The sequence below is a fragment of the Clostridiales bacterium genome (assembly GCA_017569285.1).
Taxonomy (GTDB): Bacteria; Bacillota; Clostridia; order Christensenellales; family Aristaeellaceae; genus Aristaeella.
Window position 1 is genome coordinate 1,858,285 of the sequence record CP069419.1, and the last position, 20,083, is coordinate 1,878,367.

General features: G+C 55.5%; 19 protein-coding genes and 3 tRNA genes. 12 read left to right on the top strand and 10 right to left on the bottom strand.

Going from position 1 to position 20,083, the window contains the following annotated elements:
* Positions 1-58: 58 nt before the first annotated feature.
* The 7 genes from JNO48_07890 to ruvC form a co-directional block, all read right to left on the bottom strand.
* On the bottom strand, positions 59-298 hold the full coding sequence (locus tag JNO48_07890; protein QTE67137.1) for a TIGR03905 family TSCPD domain-containing protein: 240 nt from the start codon (positions 296-298) through the stop codon (positions 59-61).
* Positions 299-363: 65 nt separating this feature from the next.
* Positions 364-1,578 carry an elongation factor Tu gene (gene tuf / locus JNO48_07895; GenBank protein ID QTE67138.1) on the bottom strand — a complete coding sequence of 405 codons (1,215 nt, stop codon included), beginning with the start codon at positions 1,576-1,578 and terminating at the stop codon, positions 364-366.
* 73 nt (positions 1,579-1,651) lie between these two features.
* A tRNA-Gly gene (locus JNO48_07900) sits at positions 1,652-1,725 on the bottom strand.
* A 106-nt stretch (positions 1,726-1,831) separates the two neighbouring features.
* Positions 1,832-2,860, bottom strand: a complete 1,029-nt coding sequence (gene queA, locus JNO48_07905; protein QTE67139.1) for a tRNA preQ1(34) S-adenosylmethionine ribosyltransferase-isomerase QueA — start codon at positions 2,858-2,860, stop codon at positions 1,832-1,834.
* Positions 2,861-2,867: 7 nt separating this feature from the next.
* Positions 2,868-3,896: a Holliday junction branch migration DNA helicase RuvB gene (gene ruvB, locus JNO48_07910; protein ID QTE67140.1), complete on the bottom strand. Its 1,029-nt coding sequence runs from the start codon at positions 3,894-3,896 to the stop codon at positions 2,868-2,870.
* Between the two features lie 17 nt (positions 3,897-3,913).
* The gene (gene ruvA / locus JNO48_07915; protein ID QTE67141.1) at positions 3,914-4,525 is read right to left on the bottom strand and encodes a Holliday junction branch migration protein RuvA; all 612 of its coding nucleotides are present in this window, start codon (positions 4,523-4,525) and stop codon (positions 3,914-3,916) included.
* Between the two features lie 19 nt (positions 4,526-4,544).
* Entirely contained in the window at positions 4,545-5,039 is a 495-nt protein-coding gene (ruvC, locus tag JNO48_07920) for a crossover junction endodeoxyribonuclease RuvC (protein QTE67142.1), read from the bottom strand.
* A gap of 195 nt (positions 5,040-5,234) precedes the next feature.
* On the opposite strand from ruvC, the gene JNO48_07925 reads away from it, so the two are divergent.
* The 7 genes from JNO48_07925 (at position 5,235) to JNO48_07955 (ending at position 12,995) form a co-directional block, all read left to right on the top strand.
* Positions 5,235-6,833: a mannitol dehydrogenase family protein gene (locus JNO48_07925; GenBank protein ID QTE69717.1), complete on the top strand. Its 1,599-nt coding sequence runs from the start codon at positions 5,235-5,237 to the stop codon at positions 6,831-6,833.
* Positions 6,834-6,853: 20 nt separating this feature from the next.
* Positions 6,854-8,227 carry an argininosuccinate lyase gene (gene argH / locus JNO48_07930; protein QTE67143.1) on the top strand — a complete coding sequence of 458 codons (1,374 nt, stop codon included), beginning with the start codon at positions 6,854-6,856 and terminating at the stop codon, positions 8,225-8,227.
* Positions 8,228-8,302: 75 nt separating this feature from the next.
* Positions 8,303-8,378: transfer RNA gene (locus JNO48_07935), tRNA-Thr, on the top strand.
* Positions 8,379-8,382: 4 nt separating this feature from the next.
* Positions 8,383-8,456 (top strand) — tRNA-Pro (locus JNO48_07940).
* Positions 8,457-8,801: 345 nt separating this feature from the next.
* Positions 8,802-10,082, top strand: a complete 1,281-nt coding sequence (locus tag JNO48_07945; GenBank protein ID QTE67144.1) for a beta-lactamase family protein — start codon at positions 8,802-8,804, stop codon at positions 10,080-10,082.
* Between the two features lie 52 nt (positions 10,083-10,134).
* Entirely contained in the window at positions 10,135-10,659 is a 525-nt protein-coding gene (locus JNO48_07950) for a GNAT family N-acetyltransferase (GenBank protein ID QTE67145.1), read from the top strand.
* A gap of 341 nt (positions 10,660-11,000) precedes the next feature.
* Positions 11,001-12,995, top strand: a complete 1,995-nt coding sequence (locus JNO48_07955) for an MFS transporter (GenBank protein ID QTE67146.1) — start codon at positions 11,001-11,003, stop codon at positions 12,993-12,995.
* Between the two features lie 622 nt (positions 12,996-13,617).
* Here JNO48_07955 and JNO48_07960 read toward each other — a convergent pair.
* From JNO48_07960 to JNO48_07970, 3 genes are all read right to left on the bottom strand, one after another.
* Positions 13,618-14,874: an SH3 domain-containing protein gene (locus tag JNO48_07960; protein ID QTE67147.1), complete on the bottom strand. Its 1,257-nt coding sequence runs from the start codon at positions 14,872-14,874 to the stop codon at positions 13,618-13,620.
* Positions 14,875-15,008: 134 nt separating this feature from the next.
* Complete coding sequence (locus JNO48_07965) at positions 15,009-15,425, bottom strand: GNAT family N-acetyltransferase (protein ID QTE67148.1); 417 nt, start codon at positions 15,423-15,425, stop codon at positions 15,009-15,011.
* A gap of 57 nt (positions 15,426-15,482) precedes the next feature.
* Positions 15,483-16,742 (bottom strand): amidase, encoded by a 1,260-nt coding sequence (locus JNO48_07970; GenBank protein ID QTE67149.1) that lies wholly within the window; start codon positions 16,740-16,742, stop codon positions 15,483-15,485.
* Between the two features lie 154 nt (positions 16,743-16,896).
* Here JNO48_07970 and JNO48_07975 point away from each other — a divergent pair, with 154 nt between their 5' ends.
* The 5 genes from JNO48_07975 to JNO48_07995 all read left to right on the top strand — a co-directional run bounded on the left by JNO48_07975 (position 16,897) and on the right by JNO48_07995 (position 19,980).
* A complete protein-coding gene (locus JNO48_07975) occupies positions 16,897-17,034 on the top strand; it encodes a hypothetical protein (protein ID QTE67150.1) in 138 nt (45 codons plus the stop codon).
* 204 nt (positions 17,035-17,238) lie between these two features.
* The gene (locus tag JNO48_07980; protein QTE67151.1) at positions 17,239-17,907 is read left to right on the top strand and encodes a helix-turn-helix domain-containing protein; all 669 of its coding nucleotides are present in this window, start codon (positions 17,239-17,241) and stop codon (positions 17,905-17,907) included.
* 27 nt (positions 17,908-17,934) lie between these two features.
* Positions 17,935-18,381: a GNAT family N-acetyltransferase gene (locus JNO48_07985; GenBank protein QTE67152.1), complete on the top strand. Its 447-nt coding sequence runs from the start codon at positions 17,935-17,937 to the stop codon at positions 18,379-18,381.
* A gap of 190 nt (positions 18,382-18,571) precedes the next feature.
* On the top strand, positions 18,572-19,411 hold the full coding sequence (locus JNO48_07990; protein QTE67153.1) for an AraC family transcriptional regulator: 840 nt from the start codon (positions 18,572-18,574) through the stop codon (positions 19,409-19,411).
* A 17-nt stretch (positions 19,412-19,428) separates the two neighbouring features.
* Positions 19,429-19,980, top strand: coding sequence for a hypothetical protein (locus JNO48_07995; protein ID QTE67154.1), 552 nt, complete (start codon positions 19,429-19,431; stop codon positions 19,978-19,980).
* Positions 19,981-20,083 lie beyond the last annotated feature (103 nt).

Genomic DNA, 20,083 nt, shown 5'->3' on the forward strand with positions numbered 1-20,083 from the left:
GATTCAAAGGATACCGGGGTTTCTGTTTCTGCGGACAAGGGGAATCTCCTTTCGGGGTTCAGTCATGATACGCGCGGATGGCGCGGGAAAGCTGGTCCGGGCAGGAAGTATCGCCCCGGCAGGGAATGCCGGCGAGCTTTTCCGCCACTTCGTCCGCTTTCTGGCCGGTGACCATCTTCGCGAGGCCGGCGGTGTTGCCCCGGCAGCCGTTGTTGATTTTGCAGTAGGTGATCACACCGTCCCGGATCTCCAGGTCGATTGAGGTGGAGCAGGTGCCGCGGCATTTGTAGCTGAACATAACGCATTACCTCCTGAACAAAACGAAACGCTCCCGAAAGGGGAGCGTTTCGGTAAGGGATTCAATTACTCGATGACCTTCGCCACAACGCCGGAACCCACGGTACGGCCGCCTTCACGGATAGCGAAGCGCAGTCCCTGTTCCATAGCGATGGGGGTGATCAGGGTGATTTCCATGTCGATGTTGTCGCCGGGCATCACCATTTCAACGCCTTCGGGCAGCTTGATGTTGCCGGTAACGTCCGTCGTCCGGAAGTAGAACTGCGGACGATAGCCGTTGAAGAACGGGGTGTGACGGCCGCCTTCTTCCTTGGTCAGCACGTACACCTGGCCAATGCAGTGGGTGTGCGGATGGATGCTGCCGGGCTTCGCCAGAACCTGGCCGCGCTCGACTTCGTTCCGCTGAATACCACGCAGCAGCGCGCCGATGTTGTCGCCGGCTTCCGCCTGGTCCAGCAGCTTGTGGAACATTTCAACACCGGTAACAACCGTGCTGCGGGGCTTTTCCATCAGGCCGACGATTTCAACCGCGTCAGATACCTTCACGGTACCGCGCTCAACACGGCCGGTAGCCACGGTGCCGCGGCCGGAAATGCTGAACACGTCTTCAACAGGCATCAGGAAGGGCTGGTCCGTCGCACGGGCGGGTTCCGGGATGTAGTTGTCAACAGCGTCCATCAGTTCCCAGATGCACTTGCACTCGGGAGCGTTGTCCACATCGGTGCCGCCGTTCTGGATGTACTCCAGGGCCTTCAGGGCGCTGCCCTTGATGATCGGGATGTCATCGCCCGGGAAGTCGTAGCTGCTCAGCAGTTCGCGGATTTCCATCTCGACCAGCTCCAGCAGCTCTTCGTCGTCCATCATGTCCGTCTTGTTCATGAACACAACGATGTAGGGCACGCCAACCTGACGGGCCAGCAGGATGTGCTCACGGGTCTGGGGCATCGGGCCGTCGGGAGCGGAAACAACCAGAATCGCGCCGTCCATCTGCGCGGCACCGGTGATCATGTTCTTAACATAGTCAGCGTGGCCGGGGCAGTCCACGTGAGCATAGTGACGCTTCTTGGTCTCGTACTCAACGTGAGCGGTGTTGATGGTGATTCCACGTGCTTTTTCTTCGGGCGCCTTGTCGATTTCGTCGTAACGCATCGCCTGCGCTTCGCCCTTCAGGCTCAGCGTCATGGTGATCGCAGCGGTCAGGGTCGTCTTGCCGTGGTCAACGTGTCCGATCGTCCCGATGTTTACATGGGGCTTTGTCCGTTCATAATGTCCTTTCGCCATTGGGGTTTCCCTCCTTAATTATGTCTCGCTCAAAAGCGAATGTGGTAATTGCTTCCGAGTCATTGATGCGGTCTGGAGCAGGTGATGGGAATCGAACCCACGTGACCAGCTTGGGAAGCTGGAGCTCTGCCATTGAGCTACACCTGCATGCTCCGCATCAAGCCCTTGAAGACTTGCGAACAAAGTGTATTTTATCCGTTTTTTCAATGCATGTCAAGCCTTTTGCGGAAAGGGTTTTCGGCTGATTCCGGATTCAGTCGATAAACATCGCGTCGCCGAAGGAGAAAAAGCGGTATTTTTCGGAAACGGCTTCCTTATACACACGGAGGGCTTCCTCCCGTCCCATGAAGGCGCTCACGAGCATCAGCAGTGTGCTCTGGGGCAGGTGAAAATTGGTGATCAGGGCGTCCACCGCCTTGATTTTCACACCGGGATAAATGAAGATGGAGGTGTCCCCGTCGCCGGGATGGATGATCCCGTCCGGCGTGGACATGGTTTCCAGCGTGCGCACGGACGTGGTGCCGACGCAGATGATGCGCCCGCCTTCCCGGCGGATGCGGTTCAGCGTTTCGGCGGCTTCGGCGGAAACGGCGCAGTACTCACTGTGCATCACGTGCTTCTCCGCGTCCTCCACCTTCACGGGACGGAAGGTGCCCAGCCCGACGTGCAGCAGCACGGGGACCACGGTCACGCCTTTGGCGCGGATGCGGTCCAGCAGCTCCGGCGTGAAGTGCAGCCCTGCGGTCGGGGCGGCGGCGGAACCCTCCAGCCGCGCGTACACGGTCTGGTACCGGCTGCCGTCCTCCAGCTTTTCATGGATGTATGGCGGAAGCGGCATCTCGCCCAGGCGGTCGAGCACCTCCTCAAACACGCCGTCGCAGGAGAAGCGGACCATGCGCCCGCCGATCTCCTCCACGTTGCCGAGGATTTCGCAGCGGAGCAGCCCGTCCCCGAAGGAACAGGTGGTGCCGGGCTTCAGCCGGCGGCCGGGGCGCACCAGCGCCTCCCAGTCCGTGGCGGTTTTCCGGCGCAGCAGCAGCACCTCCACCGGGACGCCGGTGTCGTCCTTCACGCCGAGCAGGCGCGCGGGAATCACCCGGGTCTCATTGATGACCAGGGCGTCCCCGGGATTCAGTTCATCGATGATGTCGTAGAAATGCTTATGTTCAATGGCACCGGTTTTCCGGCGGTAAATGAGCAGCCGGCTGTGGTCCCGGGGTTCCACCGGGGTCTGGGCAATCAGCTCCTCCGGAAGCTCGTAATCAAAATCGGAAGTTTTCATCGTACGGTCAGATCTCCATCCTGATCTGCTCCTCGGCAGAGGCAGGCATCTTTTTCTTCATATGGGCCCATGCGGCAGGCGTGCACATCCGGCCCCGCGGGGTCCGCATCAGGAAGCCGAGCTGCATCAGGTAGGGCTCGTACACGTCCTCGATGGTCACGGCGTCCTCGCCGGTGGTGGCGGCCAGGGTATCCAGGCCGACCGGTCCGCCGGAGAACTTGTCCATCATGGTGTTCAGCATGTTCCGGTCCACCTTGTCCAGGCCCAGCTCATCCACGTCGAGCATGGCCAGAGCCTCCCGCGCGACGTCACGGCTGATGTGCCCGCCGGCACGGACTTCGGCGTAGTCCCGCACGCGCTTGAGCATGCGGTTGGCAATCCGGGGAGTGCCGCGGCTGCGCCGGGCGATCTCCAGCAGGCCTTCCTTGTCCGCGTCCACGCCGAGGATTCCGGCGCTGCGTTCCACGATCTGGCTGAGCTCCTCGGGAGAGTACATCTCCAGACGGAACAGCATGCCGAACCGGTCGCGCAGGGGGGCGGACAGCTGCCCGGCGCGGGTGGTCGCGCCGACCAGGGTGAATTTCGGCAGGTCGACCCGGATGCTCCGGGCGGTCGGTCCCTTGCCGATCATGATATCAATGGCGTAGTCCTCCATGGCGGGGTACAGCACTTCCTCCACCTGGCGGGAAAGGCGGTGGATCTCATCGATGAACAGCACGTCCCCGGCGTTCAGGTTGCTGAGGATGGAGGCCAGGTCGCCGGGCCGCTCGATGGCGGGACCGCTGGTGACCCGGATGTTCTGCCCCATTTCGGCCGCGACGATGCAGGCCAGGGTGGTTTTTCCCAGGCCGGGCGGGCCGTAGAGCAGCATATGGTCCAGCGCGTCATGCCGGGAGAGGGCGGCCTCGATGTAGATGCCGAGGCTGTCCTTGACCGCTTTCTGCCCCACGTAGTCACGCAGGTTGTGCGGCCGGAGCGTCTGCTCCACCGCGCCGTCCTCCGCGAGGAAGGTTCCGTTCATCAGTCTGTCATCCATGAAAGCGTCTCCTCAAATCACATACCGGCCATCGCGCGGAGGGCGAGCCGGATCAGTTCCTCCGGCTTGTCGCTCTGGTCGCGGACCTGGCTGACGGCGTTCCGGGCTTCCGTGGAGGAATAGCCCAGCGCGGTCAGCGCCTCAATCGCCTCGGCCACGCAGTCCGCGGCCATGGAGGCGGCGGGAACAGCGGCAGCCGATCCGGCGGAAGCGGCGGAAACATCCGCCTGGGATACTTTGTCCTTGAGCTCCAGCGCGATGCGCTGGGCGGTCTTCTTGCCGATACCCGGCGCCCGGGACAGGGCGTTCACGTCGCCCAGCAGGATGGCCAGGTTCAGGTCCCGCAGGGGCATGGCGCCCAGCACGCCCAGCGCCGTCTTCGGCCCGATGCCGGAAACGGAGGTCAGCTGGAGGAACATCTCCTTTTCCTCCCGGGTGGCGAAGCCGAACAGCTCCAGCGCGTCCTCCCGCACGGAAAGGAAGGTGAAGCAGCGCATGGTTTCTCCCAGTGCGGGGGCGGCCATCAGGGTGTTGTTGGAACAGCTCAGCTGCCAGCCGACGCCGCCAGCCTGCAGCACCAGGCAGCCGTTGGTTTTTTCGCATACGGTGCCTTCGATAAACGCGTACATGGTAAGCCTCCTTCCGGGATTATTTCATCAGGAACTGGGTTTTCGCGATGCCGGCCTGGCAGTGTGTGATCGCGCAGGCGATCGCGTCGGCCGCGTCATCCGGCTTCGGGATTTCGTCCATTTTCAGCAGGAGCTTGACCATCTGCTGGATCTGCTTTTTATCGGCCTTTCCGTATCCGGTGATGGCCTGTTTGATCTGCATCGGGGTGTATTCGTAAAGGTTTTCCGTATATTCGGCGGCAGCGATGATCGCCGCGCCGCGGGCGGCGCCGACCATCAGCGCGGTGGTGACGTTCCGGGCGAAGAAGAGCTCCTCAAACGCGACGTCATCCGGGCGGTAGATATTCAACAGGTCCCGCACGCCCAGCTGGAGCGTGCGGAGGCGGTTCTGCATCGGTACGCCGGCCTTGGTTTCAATGCAGCCGTAGTTGATCAGCTTCATCCGGCTGCCCTCGGATTCGACGACGCCCCAGCCCATCAGGGCATAGCCCGGATCGATGCCCAGAACGATCAAAAAAACCGCCTCGCTCCTTATTTTTTCCGTGTTCCATGGTAAACGTACCGCCTGAAAAAGTCAAGGCGAACAAAAAAACAAATGATGCTCAATCCGGGCCTGTGAAAGTATTGCGAAACAATGCGGAAGGTGAGATAATATAAAGGATGCGCGGCCTGCCGCGCGACACGAATGAAAGGGGCTTTCACCATGGCAATGCATCTGACGGATGAAGGACTCATCAATAAGAAGGAATGGGAAAAACACGGGGTCCGGCTCCCGGAATACGACCGCGCGGCAATGCGGCGGAAGACGCTGGAGGCGCCGGTATGGGTGCACTTCGGCGCGGGCAACATCTTCCGCGGGTTCATCGCGGGGCTGCAGCAGCGCCTGCTGGACGCGGGCCTCACAGACCGGGGCATCATCGCGGCGGAAACCTTTGACGACGAGATTATCGACCGGATCTACAAGCCGTTTGATTCCCTCACCCTGATGGTCTCCCTGCGGCCGGACGGCGGCACGGACCGTGAGGTGATTGCCTCCCTGGCGGAGGGTGTGAAGGCAGGTCCGTCCTTCCCGGAGGACTGGGACCGGCTGAAGGCGTATTTCGCTTCCCCCTCCCTGCAGATGGCTTCCTATACGATTACGGAAAAGGGATATTCCCTGCGCGATATGAAGGGCGAGCTGCTGGGCGCCGCGAAGGCGGACATGGAAAACGGCCCGGCGCAGGCGCGCCACGCGATGGCGGTTACCGCAGCCCTGATGCTGCACCGGTACCAGAACGGCGCGGCGCCGATGGCCCTGGTGAGCATGGACAACTGCAGCCACAACGGCGAAAAGCTGCGCGCCTCCGTGATGGAGATCGCCGAAGCCTGGGTGAAGAACGGCTTTGCCGATGAGGGCTTCCTTGCCTGGATCAGCGATGAGGAAAAGGTTTCCTTCCCCTGGTCCATGATTGACAAGATCACCCCCCGCCCCGCGGAGTCCATCACCCGGACGCTGACAGATGAGGGATTCGCGGACATGGCACCCATCCAGACGGCGAAACATACCTACATCGCGCCGTTTGTGAACGCGGAGATTCCGCAGTACCTGGTAGTGGAGGACCGCTTCCCGAACGGCCGTCCGGCGCTGGAAAAGGCCGGCGTCTACATGACCGACCGGGATACCGTCAACAAGACGGAGCGCATGAAGGTTACCACCTGCCTGAACCCGCTGCACACGGCCCTGGCGGTATACGGCTGCCTGCTGGGCTATACCCTGATCGCCGATGAGATGAAGGATCCGGACCTGAAGCACCTGGTGGAGCGCATTGGCTACACCGAAGGCCTGCCTGTGGTCACCGATCCCGGAATCATCCGGCCGGAAGCCTTCCTGAAGGAAGTGCTCGAGCAGCGGCTGCCCAATCCCTTCATGCCCGACACCCCGCAGCGCATCGCCTGCGACACGAGCCAGAAGGTGCCGATCCGCTTCGGCGAAACGGTCAAGAGCCGCATGAAGGACGGCACGGCGGATATCCTCGAAGGCATCCCGCTGGCGATCGCGGCCTGGCTGCGGTACCTGCTGGCGGTGGACGACAACGGCCAGCCGATCCCGGTATCCCCGGATCCGCTGCAGGCGGACCTGCAGGCGGAGCTTTCCGGCGTCCGCTTCGGAGAACCGGAGACTGCGGAAGGCGCGCTGAAACCCATCCTCTCCAATCCCGTGATTTTCGCGGTGAACCTGTATGAAACGCCGCTGGCGGAGAAGATCGAGCGGAACTTCCGCGAGATGCTGGTTCCCGGCGGAGTCCGGGCTTCCCTGAAAAAGATCTGAACGAAACGAGGATACTGTCTATGAAACTGTGGGGCGGACGCTTCGAAAAGGCAACCGACGGCCTGGTGGATGATTTCCATTCCAGCATTTCCTTTGACCAGCGGCTCTTCGAGCAGGATATCACCGGGTCCATCGCCCATGCCACGATGCTGGGCGAACAGGGCATCATCCCGCAGGCGGACGCGGACAAAATCGTGGCCGGCCTGAAGGATATCCTTGCCGACGCGAAGGCCGGGAAGATCGAATGGATGGTGGATGCGGAGGATATCCACATGAACGTGGAGACCCTGCTGACCCAGCGGATCGGGGAGGCCGGCAAACGCCTGCATACCGGCCGCAGCCGGAATGACCAGGTGGCGCTCGACACCCGGATGTACGCCAAGGCGGCCTGCCGGGAAACGGAAGCCATGCTGGAGGACCTGCTGGAAGCGATCCTGGCGATTGCCCAGGACAACCTGCATACGATTATGCCGGGATACACCCACCTGCAGAAGGCACAGCCCATCACGCTGGCCCATCATATGATGGCCTACGCGCAGATGTTCCTGCGCGACCGGGACCGCTTCCGCAGCGCGTACCGTGCGGCGGACGTCATGGTGCTCGGATCCGGCGCCCTGGCCGGAACGACCTATCCGCTGAACCGGGAACGGGTGGCGGAACTGCTGGGCTTCTCAAAGATTTCCGAAAACAGCCTGGACGGCGTGGCCGACCGGGACTACATGCTGGATTACCTCGCCGCCGCGTCCATCTGCATGATGCACCTGAGCCGGTTCTGCGAGGAACTGATTCTATGGAACACCAATGAGTTCCGCTTTGTGGAAATGGACGACGCCTTCGCGACCGGCTCCTCCATCATGCCGCAGAAGAAGAACCCGGATGTGGCGGAGCTGATCCGCGGCAAGACCGGGCGCGTCTACGGCCACCTGATGGGCCTGCTGACGGTGATGAAGGGCCTGCCGCTGGCCTACAACAAGGACATGCAGGAGGACAAGGAAGCCTTCTTCGATACCCGGGATACCCTGGTGAAGGGCCTGACCGTGTTCACCGCCATGCTGAAGACCGTGACCTTCCGCAAGGATGTCATGGAGCGCGGCGCTTCCGGCGGATTCACCAACGCTACGGACTGTGCGGACTACCTGGTGAAGAAGGGCGTTGCCTTCCGCGATGCCCACAAGGTCGTCGGTGAACTGGTGGCCCACTGCCTCAACGAGAACAAAGCCCTGCTGGACCTGACGCTGGATGAGCTGAAGCAGTTCCATCCCGCCTTTGAGCAGGACGTTTTCGATGACCTGAGTATGATCTCCTGTGTCGAGAAACGGAAGATTCCCGGCGCTCCGGCGCCCGAGATGGTGCAGCGTTCGATTGACTCCGCGCGGGCAAAACTGAAGGAATAAACGGTCTGAAAACAGGCCGAAAATTCATGCTGGACAAACATGAGGGGCTTTGATATAATACCCGTTGCTGGTTGTGCCGATGTGGCTCAGTTGGTAGAGCAGCCGATTCGTAATCAGCAGGTCAGGGGTTCGAGTCCCCTCATCGGCTCCAGTGACGAGGTGTAGCGCAGTTTGGTAGCGCGTTTGGTTCGGGACCAAAAGGCCGCGGGTTCGAATCCCGCCACTTCGACTCCCCGGGACATTGTAAATCAATGCTCCCGGGGTTTTGCTTTTCCTGCTGGTTTTCCGCTTTTTTCCGGTTTGCAACGACCCGGCAAGGCACGGATTTCCGCCTCAAAAAAAACACTTCCGTAAATTTCCGTAAATTTCCGGTTTTTTCCGCTTTGAAAATGTCCACTTTGAAAATTTTTCTGACCACAGACTCCGTTGAACCGGGTTTTTCGCGGAGGAAGAGCTAGAAGTTCCCGCTGTGGATCAGAAACACACACTTTGCGGCTGAATTGAGCCGGATGGACACAGGCCGGCGGGTTTGGTAATATAACTATGAACAATACTTACGATGGAGAAAACGATGATGGAAGAACAAAATATTCAGCAGCGCCTGGCTGAATTCATCAGCAGGGAGACAGAATACTGGGATTTCTGGGGCAGCATTCGCATTGTAAAAGACGGAAAGATTCTCTGGGAGACCAGCCGGGGATACTCCTGCGCTGAGTTCGGCGTGAAGAACACCATGTCCACCCGGTTTACCATCGCATCGGTGTCAAAGCAGTTTACCGCTTTTGCAGTAATGCTTCTGTATGACAGGGGCCTTTTATCCCTGAACACGGATGCGAATCTGTATCTTCCGGAAGATATGCGGATCCCCGCCGGAATTACCGTTCATGATCTTCTTGCCCATACCTCCGGACTGTATAACTTCTACAACTTCGAGGATGACTTCTATATCGGGGAGGACAGACTGCCTTATGACCGAAAAGCATTCCTCAGCAAATGGATCCTGAAGCAGCCGATGAACGCCCCGGGAGAATCGTTCAATTACAACAATTCAAATTACAACCTGCTGGCCTGGATCATTGAATATGTATCAAAACAGTCCTACGCGGAATTCCTGCATGAAAACATATTCCTTCCGCTGGGGATGACCGGCACCGTGTTTGATGACGGCCTGGCGGTCCGCGAAAACAAGGCAAACAATTATATGCATGATTACGGGCGGATTGTTCGTGTACCGTATGTCAACAATCTGTTTCTGACAGGAGCCGGGGCATTGGTTTCGAACTGTGACGATCTGCAGAAGTGGTATGACTGCCTGAAGCGGCGGAAGCTGCTATCCGCACCGGCGTATGAAAGGTTCTTTACTGAAAACATGAATCATTACTGCTATGGGCTGGAACGGCATGACCGGAACGGCGTAACGGTGTATGCCCACGGCGGTGACGCCAACGGGATTGCGGCCTATACGCAGTACTTTTTTGAGGACGATCTATGCATCATCATTCTTTCCAACAATGAATCGCTGAACCAGTACCGGCTGGGGGAAGGCATTGCCGGCATTCTGTATGGAAAAGAACCGCAGCATGCTGTCAGACCGGATGCAATACCGGTTACGGAAGAGGAACTCCGGAAGTTCACCGGCACATATCTTCCCGGCAAAATCCATATTGAAGTAAAAAACGGAAAACTGTATCTGGTACGTGTCAACCAGAACATCCACATTGAACTGTACTGCATCGGCCCCAATACATTTATCCGCAGACATGAGGAGCAGAGCTATACGCACGATCTGCTGCCGGAAGGCGCGGAAAAACCGACTGTATGGGGATATGAACTGGTCGGTAAAGATTTTATGTAATCGTGGGAAAGCAGTGAAGACCGGACAAAAGCCGGCATTTACGGAGGGAATCATGCTTCAGCTGATCAGGAGGTGCCCGGAATTCGCGGAGGGATACAAAGCATACTGCCGGGAATTATATGATCACAATGTTGTGTTTTTCAGGCCCTCGAATCCGAAGTATCTGGAAGGCGACTGGTTTGAACGCACAAAGGACTGGTATGACCGGAAGGAAAAGGGACTTTTGGAGGGCCAGCCTGTAGGCTTTCATTACTGGGCGGTGGATGACGGCAGGTTCATCGGAGAGTTTCAGCTGAGGACAGAGTTTCCCCCGAAGGTAATGCTGGATATCGGAAGCGTAGGCTATGCGGTCAGGGTATCGGAATGGAACAAGGGATACGGAACGCAGATCCTGCGCTTCGGCCTGGCAATCGCAAGAGAGCATGGCATGGAAAAAGTGCTGCTGAACATCAACGAAAAGAATGCGGCGTCCATTCATCTCTGCGAAAAGATGGGCGGGGAGCTTTGGGATACCATTGAGAGGCATAACGAAGCAGAAGGCAATCATCTTGTCAGACGTTACTGGATCATGCTGTAAGCTGCAAAAAAGATATAACAGCCTGCCGGATCAGTCTCCGGCGCTGACAGATACGGCCGCCAGCCGGCGCTTCGGACTTGCTTGTTGAAGTATATGCGATATGCTATAATTTGATCGGGAATGAATCAATACCGGTTATGCGTTTTCGATAACCGGATGATCGAAATACAGACGGAGGAAAAGACAGTGAAACATACCAGGTGGGGGATATCGTTAGCCGCAGATGTTCCGGCTCCGCGCAAGGTCTGATAAAGGACGAAACCTGCACGGAGCGATCGGGACCTTTTCGTCCGGTCAGGCTTTGCGCCGCATGAAAACAAAAACATGTAAGGAGCAAAGCCATGAAAAAACATTCATTGAAACAACTTCACAGTTTTCTTCTGCTGTGGGGATCACAGACCGTATCCCAGCTTGGGACGGCCATGACGGATTATGCGGTGATTATCTGGGTATACAGCCGGAGGGGAACCGCGTCCAGTGTGACCCTGTTGACAGTATGCACTTTCCTGCCGACGATCTTTTTCCGCTTCCTGGCCGGAAGCATGGTGGACCGGCAGAACAAAAAGCGGATCATGCTGATTGCGGACCTGGTAGCAGCCTGCGGAACGCTGGCTGTGTTTGTGCTGCATTCCGCGGAGGTCCTGGAGATCTGGCACCTGTATGTGATCAATTTCCTGCTCAGCCTCATGAACGCCTTCCAGGAACCGGCGTCTTTTGTCGCTGTCAGTATGCTGGTGCCGAAGGAACACTATGCCCGGGCCGGCGGCCTGCAGGGATTCAGCGGAGCCGCCGTATCCATCCTGGCCCCGGCGCTGGGCGCGCTGCTGCTGGCCTGCGGCGGGCTGGAACTGGTGCTGGTGATCGACCTGGCGACATTTGCTGTTGCCTTCCTGATACTGCTGTTCCTGATCCGGATTCCGGAGTCGGAACGGCAGGCAACGGAAGAGGAATCCTTCTCAAAAACCTGCTTGGCAGGGATCCGCTATCTGAAAGATCATACGGCCATCCTGCGGATTACGCTGTTCCTGGCGGTGATCAATTTCCTGGCGAAGCTGGGTAACGACGGAATGCTTTCTCCCTTTATCCTGGGCAGGACGGGCAATAACCAGTCCGTGCTGGGCATGGTGGAAAGCTTTACGGCCCTGGGCGTGCTGGCCGGGAGTTTACTGGCAACGCTGGTGAAACCGGCAAGGAAACGGGCCCGGTTAATCTTTATTGCCACAGGCCTGGTCTTTTCCGGAAACATTATCCAGGGCCTGGCGCAGCAGCCGTGGCTGTGGTGCGCGGCGGCGTTCGGCAGCTATCTGATGGCAGCCGTAATGAACGTGAACATGGATATCCTGATGCGGGAGAAGGTTCCGGTGGAGATGCAGGGACGGGTGTTCTCCGCGAAGAGCACCCTGCAGAATTTCACGATCCCGCCTGCCCTCCTGCTGGGCGGCCTGCTGGCGGACACGGTGTTTGAGCCGTTTATGATGAAAGAATCTCCGGCACAGCAGGCACTGTCCGGACTTTTCGGGACAGGAAAAGGAACCGGCATCGGGCTGATGTTCTTTATCATCGGGATTGCCGGGATGCTGGTCAGTTTCACCCGGCTGCGGAAGCCGGTCTACAGGGAACTGGACCGGACGGAAACAGAACCATTACAGGAAAAGGGAATGGAGGTAACAATGATGAACAATAAAGCAATTGCTTTTTTCAGCGGATTCCCGGACCGCAGGTTTACGGATGAGATTGCCGGACGCCTGGCAAAAGAGCTGCCCGTGCGCCGGTGCATTGTGTTTATCACCGCCTGCCCGGTGGACTATCAGCAGAATGACGAGGACTCTGCCGGGATGCACGGGATGTTTGAGGAATACGGCATCGGCTTTGACCGGTTCTGCGTGGTTGACGCCAGGATGGAGCCCGCTGACGCGCAGCAGTGGGCCCGGGAAGCAGACTGCTTTTTCCTGATGGGCGGCGGAGTCTGCGCCGAGCAGATGCAGCTGATGCGTGACAAAGGCATCTATGATATTGTCCGGGACGGACCGGCCATGGTCCTGGGCGTCAGCGCCGGCTCCATGAATATGGGAAAAACCACGGTGGATATCTGGGAATCCCTCGAGCCGTATGAAGGGCTCGGGTTTGCCGATATTACGATGATCGGCCACTTCAGTTATGACGACACGGAACGGCTGCGCCTCATGAAGGCGGTTTCCATGGAGAGGCCTGTCTGTGCCATGGAGGATGAGAGCGCGATCTTCATCAAAAACAGCAAGGCTGAAATCATTGGAATTATTCATCGGATTGACAAGGGTGAGATCAGGCCGTTTACAGAAGAAGATGTACGGTTCTGAAGAACGGACTTCGGATATGCTGCAACAAATCCAGTTGCAGCCTGGGTTGCACTTCTAGAATTGTCCGGAAAGGCAGAATTGTACCTTAAAAAATGAATGGTCAGACCTGGTCAAATGCGGTAAACAAGGCTTTTTGATAACTTAACCGGAAAAAGCCGGTCACTGTAAGCGGAGCGAGGTTGGAATTCATAAATCTCGATTTCGGGACCAAAAGGCCGTGGATGAGCGAGCCGAACGTCAGCACAGCGTGCTGTCCGCCGCAGGCGGAAGAGAGGCGAACGAATCAATCGAAACGAGCAATGCGACCGCTCCAAGGGAGCAGTGCGAAGATTGAGATTGCGTTTCGAATCCCGCCACTTCGACGATTCCCCAAAGGGGAATCATGACTATTGAACCGTATCGAATCCCGCCACTTCGATTTCCCGGGACATTGAAAATCAGTACTCCTGGGGTTTTTGCTTTTGTTGAAATACCGCAACCGCACCGCAACGGGATTTTGCTGATGAACAAAAAAACGGGAATTGCCACATTCCCGTTTTTCCTGGAGTAAAAAACATATGCTTTGATTTCACTGAATTAACTTCCGATATCGTCGGCTATCATGTAAAGCTCTTCACTATAATTATCCTTCCGTCCACATTGATGGAAGCATAAGCCGTGAATCAAAAGACAAATCATCCACGGATATGAGCCAACCGTAATACGATTGGCCTCCTACGGGGATCTCGCATGATACCCAGACGGTGCTTTCTGTCAGGTATTGGCCCCACCCGGTTCTCTGACCGTCCTGGTCAAGGCTGGTCAGTATCTGCACTTCCGTTCCTTCCGGTATCAGGCCGAGTTCATTGTCGGGAACGATTTTTCCGCTTCCATCAAAGTGATAAGCCTGAGTTCCGCCGCTCTTTTTCACACGGGCCAGGGTTGAAATACTTCCTTTTCCGCTTTCTTCCACAAAAGACTGCTGGATATAAAAGGGGAATGTTTCATATGTTTGCTCATCCACCCAAGTTCTTCCCTCGCAGAAATACAGGGGCATTTTTTTGCTCCCTGTGATTCCGAGAATAAACAGCGGGTCATTCTGATATACTTCACCGACACTGCTGCCGGAAACGATGGCGCTGGGCTGTTTGAGCATTCCCCATTGCGGAATGAGTAACGGTTCTCCTCCGGTTGAAAAGTCAAGATAGTCATCCCGGACATATCCGCTCACGCTTGCGTTTCGCACCCTGTGCCATCCATCTGCGGAATTATGCCAGTCAAAGATCAGGTCTACAACTGTGCCCGGATAGAGTTTACATACAGAGGCAGATTTGATATCTGTATCTGCCCGAACATTAATTGGCAGATCTGCCCGGTCAGAATGTATTCTTGCGTGTCCAAGATTATCTGTCCAGGAAATTTTCTCCATGATGCAGTCGCCGTACAGGATTTCATTATCCTGAAGATGTGCTTCCACATGAACGTAGGTTTCGTCAATTGTACCCAGAACATACAAAAGCGTATTCTCGGGAATCTGGTGTTCCTTACCTTCCAGATCAATCAAAGAGATTTGCCCATCTGGATCAGGATAAGCAATTCTTCCGTATGGTGCGTTTACAGCAACCGGAATGCCTTCCTGCAGATAGGATTTCATCATCCAGCCTGTACGTCCGCCGATGGTTATGTGTACCCAGCCATCTTTTTCTTCATCAGCGGTATAATGAGCACCATTATAGTACTGGCCGATGATTTTACCTTTGGGTGTCTCACGCAGCTTCACCCTGGCATCGATGTCCTTACCAGCGACGGAAACAATGCCCTCCGTAGTTGAACTTGCCTGAGCCAGCGAAATGCCAGCCAGCAGTAAAAGTATGAGACAGAATATAATTTTCTTGCGCACAATCAATGACCCCCTTTTACCAAGATAACGATCCTGAATGTGATTTCTGTTCCGCATCACAAGAAAATCAAAATATTTCTTCTGGGTTTCTTTTCAATCAGATATCCCGGCAGACCGGAACTACCGGCACATTATTACCTAAACACAAACACGATATCATCTGAAGCGGCATCACTAATTCCGCCTGCTTTCCCGTAACACCTGCATGCGGAAACATTGTGTTTATGAGTAAGCAGAAACATTTTGCGGCAGCCCAGGGCTTTCGAATGTTCATGAATAAACCGGACCAGTTCCGTTCCGTAACCCTGATTCTGCCATCCTTCCATAATGTCAATTGCATGCAGATAGTATACTTTTTGCCCGTCCGGCTCATTCAGGACATAGCCGTAGGCAAATCCGACTGCTTTTCCATTTTCTTCGGCAATATATCCGTATGCGTTCTTTTCATTCAAAAATGCCTTCAGTACCGCTTCATCGTATTTCGTATTCTCATCATCAACAAAGTCGAGCATCAGCGCAAGATTATGTTCGGCCAGCAGTTCACATTTCATATCATCCGACCTCAACTTCCGTTTTTTTGTGCAAGATCACCAAAGGTATTCAGAGCCTCAGCTGCCCTGCATATTCATCATGATCTGTTCAATCGCCAGGGCGGCTTCATACAGCCTGTACTCATCCTTTCCGTACAGGATTACCGTTTCATTCACGCCGTTCGGATCCTTTTGTTTTCCCGCCACCGTCACAGTCGGCAGGCCGCAGAAATGCATGATGCTTGTCGGTCCTGTCATCAGGACAGCGTCATAATGCTCAATCTCAGCCGTAACCCGTGCGATGGCTTCCCTGCGTACCTCCAGGGCATCCAGATAAGGCTTCCCCTGAAGTCCGCCCGGTGTCTCATCCAATGCCGCGCGCAGCAATTTGTCTCCGTACTTCATCATGGTATCCGGATTGGCTTCGTAGTACGCGACGATCTCGGCCAGGGTTTTCCGTTTCGCTGTGGATTTTGCCAGATAGTCTTCCAGCATCGGCCGGAATTCCCACCGCATGATCGTTACCATTTCAGGTGCCGCACCCTGATCCACTTCCCCGATCACAGCCCCGCCCGCTTTCAGCTTCTTGAGCAGGCTGTCCAGGAAGCGTTTCCGACTTTCTTCAAACGCCTCCTGGTTGGCCCGGTTTACCGCAATGCGAAGTCCTTTCATCTTGAGGGGCTTCAGTTCCGGCAGCGGCTCATCCCGCATGGCGGAATATAGTTTCAGCGTGTCGGTCAGGTTCCGCGCCATGGCTCCCGCACTGTCCAGCGTTCTTGCAATGGGAATAATCCCCTCTGCCGACAGCGTGCCAACCGGCGGTTTCAGTCCGCAGATGCCGTTGAACATCGCACAGCCGGTAACGGAGTGGGACGTATCTGTTCCTACTGCCATCGGTACAATTCCCGCTGCAACCGCCACAGCCGATCCCGAGGAAGAACCGGTGGGCGAAAGCTTCGGATTCACCGCGTGAATCACCTGCCCGCCCCGGGAACTGTATCCGCCGGGCATATTTTCGGTTGTGAAGTTGGCAAACTCCGTCATGTTGGTTTTTCCCAGGATTACCGCACCGTTTCTGCGCAGGTTCCGGATCACCGGTGCATCCTCCCGGGCAATATTGTCTGCCAGTGCCAGGCTGCCCGCTGTGGTATGCAGGCCTTTCACGTCAATATTGTCTTTCACCAGCACCGGTATCCCGGCCAGTAATTTGTCCTGTCTGGCCGCTTCCTGTGCTTTGGCTTGTTCCGGCGCGGTTTCATCCAGTTCCGCGATGCAGTTTAGCCTGTTTTTTCCGCCGATGCTTCCTGCAAGAGCCAGTGCGTTTTCTGTCTGATTCATATCCTCCACATACCCTTCTGATGCTCAGGAAATTATGAGATAAACTGACAAGGGAGAATTATCTCCAGATGGATTAAATATACTTCTGCATCCAGGCGGCGCTGTCCTTCCGTATATTCTCCGATACATGGCCGTATACATGAAAGAGGTTTCCATGGAACGGCCGGTCTGTGCCATGGAGGATGAGAGCGCCATTTTCATCAGGAACGGCAAAGCTGAAATTATTGGGGCCATCCATAAGATTGACAAGGGAGAAATCAGGCCGCTTACGGAAGAAGATATCCGGCTTTGAGACATGATTTATGGGATTGCTGCAGCCTAAACGGTTGCAGCAATCCCTTTCAGTAAAAAAGCAGCGCAACCCGCAGTTGCGCAATTTCCTGAAACAGCATCTGTGAGTTGGTGGGAAAGCTGCCTGTTTTATGTTAATCTGTCCTTGCGACGCGGAGCAGAAAACTGTCAGGGACGACAAATACAGAATAAGAGGAGAAGCAACATGAGCTTTGGAAAAAACCTTCAGTATTTAAGGCAGCTGAGTGCGAATATGACCCAGGAAGCACTGGCGGAAAAGCTGAACGTCAGCCGCCAGACCATCTCAAAATGGGAAATGGACGCGGCAAATCCGGAAATGGACAAAGCGCTGGAAATCTGCAAAATCTTTAGCTGTACCCTGGATAATCTCTTCCGGGAAGAAATGGATAAGCGCAGCGACGCTTATTCAAATCTCCGCACGGAGACAGTCGAAGGATTCCTCTATGTGGAGTATACGGTGATCAGCCGGGAACCGGAAGCGGATACCATCGGCAGGATGTACAAATGCGCGGAGGAAAACGGAATCGCGAATCCGAGAGTCATCGGATGGGATTTCCCGAAGCTGTCGCAGGAACAGGTGAATGTGTTCAATATGCACGGATATACCGCGGCGTTGATCCTGCCGGAGGGCGTTACGCCGGAAGGATACGAAATTAAGGAACAGCCAGCCCATCAGTATGCTGCGATCCATATTGACAGGCCTTTTGACAATCCGTTTTCCACCATTCCGGGAGCCTATCACACCCTCGGGGATTATATGAGGACGAACGGGCTGACATTTGTGGAAAATGAAGTCATTCCGTGTTTTGAAACGGATGGGGAAGGCATGGACGTTTACATGGCCTGTAAATGATGAAGATCCGGAAAGCGGAGGCAGCTGATGACTTTACAGTTCATGAAAGCGGGTACTTCGGACGCCCTGGTGCTGAATGCCATATCCAGGCTTGCTTTTGACAGCGATACGGAGGTGGGGGCTCCTTCCGCAGGAGGACCGCCCGGGTATATGTCGCTGAAATACCATATAAAAATGGCGAAATCAGGCCATCTGTTCAAACTGACGCAGAATGGCCTAATCCTTGGCGGGGCGGTCCTTTTCCGGAACGGGGACACGCTGAATATCGGAAGGATATTCATTGATCCGCAGCACTTTCGGAAAGGTTACGGCACTTGTATGATGCGGGAAATCGAAGCACTGTTTCCGGATGCAAGGCTTTTTACGCTGGACACTCCCGCCTGGAATACCCGGACGAACGCCTTCTACACCAGGCTGGGGTATTTGGAAGTGAAGCGTGACGGTGATTTTGTTTACTATTCAAAGAACCGCTGACGGAGACACAAAACAGGTGTACCGGATGGATTCGACCCACAGGGCTGAAATATTCAGCACCGCGGGTCTTTTTTCATCTTTGCCGACATGGTATCATTTCTGATGAAGAAACCGGACAAAACAAAGCAATCCATGACAGGCTTTTTGCCGTGAACAGCCTTATGATCAATTGTGAAAGGAGGGAGACTGGATGAACTGGGTCAAAACAATCAACGACGCGATCGGGTACATGGAGAATCACCTGACGGATGAGATTGCGCTGGCGGATATTGCGAAGCATGTAAACCTTTCCGCGTTCCATTTCCAGAGGGCGTTTTCCCTGCTGACGGAAATGTCCCCGGCGGAATACCTGCGGAAAAGGCGCCTTTCTCAGGCTGGGGCGGATCTGGCAGGCGGAGATGAAAAAGTTATCGATGTGGCCATGAAGTACTGCTATGATTCGCCGGAAAGCTTTACCAAAGCGTTTACACGGTTCCATGGGTTTTCACCGATGCAGGTGAAAAAGGGAAGCCCCATTCAGTTCATGAACCGGTTTACCGTCCACATGACAATTGAAGGAGGCAGCATCATGGAGTTTACAGTTGAAAAATGGGAAGCGATGGACCTTCTCATGCATGCGAAAACTTTTCATGCCGAAACAAGCGAAGATGAGATTCCGAAGTTCTGGGACGAGTATTACGCCCATGAGGAATACCGGAAGATTCCGGGATATCTCGGACTCTGCGCCCAGCAGAAAACCGACAGTGATGAATTCCGGTACGGCATCGGCTGCAAAGCTTCCGATGTGGAAGGTATCCCGGAGGGGTTCGAGATCATCCATATTCCGGAATACACCTGGGCGGTTTTCAAATGTGTCGGACCGACGCCCGGGGCGATCCAGGCTATGTGGGAAAAGATCTACAAGGAATGGCTGCCGGTTTCCGATTATGAACTGATCCCCGATTATGACATTGAGAACTACCTGCCCGGAGATCCGTCTGCCCGGGATTATGTCAGCGAGATCTGCATTCCTGTCAGGAAAAGCAAGTGATGGGGAGGGAATGAACCATGCCGAAAAATGATAATCCCCAGGCGATCCGGTTTCTTGCCAGTATGGAAGAGCACGGAGAGCGGGAAGCCGGCATCCGGTTTTCCGAAGAAAACCCGCTGTCAAAGTCTGCTGATGCAGGCAAAAAAACCAAATGGGCCAAAGAGCTATGCGCTTTCCTGAACGATCACTACGATGATGAAACGATCAAAAAGATCAGGATGGACTGCGCGTGCGGACCGAAATACGGATACGGCGGCAGTAAACTTAAAGCGGTTTATGACAGGAACCGGGATCCGAATTCTTTTGTGGAACAGGCAAATGCCCTGGACCTTGGATTTACGCTGGAATATGATGGAACGGCCTATTACCTGATCTATCCGCAGTGCTACTGTTCATGCGTGAACCGGACCGATGACCTGCTGCCCGGGACATGGTGCTACTGTACGCTTGGGTATTCCAGGAGAATGTTTGGATATGTATTCGGAAAAGAAGTCAGGACGGAGCTGATCAGCAGCGTTAAGCAGGGAGACGCTGTATGCAGGATCAGGATCACGGTACAGGACGCATGACTGGTATCTGCGATGGAATCGCTTCGGCTGCTGAAAACAGGCACTCTTCACGGGTGCCTGTTTTTTCATGCGTTTCCGGTTTTGCGGATCGGAATGCCAATTC

What these genes read in the sequence shown, in the direction of transcription:
- JNO48_07990 (QTE67153.1), top strand. Translation starts at nt 18,572, where the DNA reads ATGAACTGGGTCAAAACAATCAACGACGCGATCGGGTACATGGAGAAT.
- queA (QTE67139.1), bottom strand. Translation starts at nt 2,860, where the DNA reads ATGAAAACTTCCGATTTTGATTACGAGCTTCCGGAGGAGCTGATTGCC.
- JNO48_07980 (QTE67151.1), top strand. Translation starts at nt 17,239, where the DNA reads ATGAGCTTTGGAAAAAACCTTCAGTATTTAAGGCAGCTGAGTGCGAAT.
- JNO48_07975 (QTE67150.1), top strand. Translation starts at nt 16,897, where the DNA reads ATGGAACGGCCGGTCTGTGCCATGGAGGATGAGAGCGCCATTTTCATC.
- ruvB (QTE67140.1), bottom strand. Translation starts at nt 3,896, where the DNA reads ATGGATGACAGACTGATGAACGGAACCTTCCTCGCGGAGGACGGCGCG.
- JNO48_07955 (QTE67146.1), top strand. Translation starts at nt 11,001, where the DNA reads ATGAAAAAACATTCATTGAAACAACTTCACAGTTTTCTTCTGCTGTGG.
- JNO48_07965 (QTE67148.1), bottom strand. Translation starts at nt 15,425, where the DNA reads ATGAAATGTGAACTGCTGGCCGAACATAATCTTGCGCTGATGCTCGAC.
- JNO48_07890 (QTE67137.1), bottom strand. Translation starts at nt 298, where the DNA reads ATGTTCAGCTACAAATGCCGCGGCACCTGCTCCACCTCAATCGACCTG.
- JNO48_07995 (QTE67154.1), top strand. Translation starts at nt 19,429, where the DNA reads ATGCCGAAAAATGATAATCCCCAGGCGATCCGGTTTCTTGCCAGTATG.
- tuf (QTE67138.1), bottom strand. Translation starts at nt 1,578, where the DNA reads ATGGCGAAAGGACATTATGAACGGACAAAGCCCCATGTAAACATCGGG.
- JNO48_07985 (QTE67152.1), top strand. Translation starts at nt 17,935, where the DNA reads ATGACTTTACAGTTCATGAAAGCGGGTACTTCGGACGCCCTGGTGCTG.
- argH (QTE67143.1), top strand. Translation starts at nt 6,854, where the DNA reads ATGAAACTGTGGGGCGGACGCTTCGAAAAGGCAACCGACGGCCTGGTG.
- JNO48_07925 (QTE69717.1), top strand. Translation starts at nt 5,235, where the DNA reads ATGCATCTGACGGATGAAGGACTCATCAATAAGAAGGAATGGGAAAAA.
- JNO48_07950 (QTE67145.1), top strand. Translation starts at nt 10,135, where the DNA reads ATGCTTCAGCTGATCAGGAGGTGCCCGGAATTCGCGGAGGGATACAAA.
- JNO48_07945 (QTE67144.1), top strand. Translation starts at nt 8,802, where the DNA reads ATGGAAGAACAAAATATTCAGCAGCGCCTGGCTGAATTCATCAGCAGG.
- JNO48_07970 (QTE67149.1), bottom strand. Translation starts at nt 16,742, where the DNA reads ATGAATCAGACAGAAAACGCACTGGCTCTTGCAGGAAGCATCGGCGGA.
- ruvA (QTE67141.1), bottom strand. Translation starts at nt 4,525, where the DNA reads ATGTACGCGTTTATCGAAGGCACCGTATGCGAAAAAACCAACGGCTGC.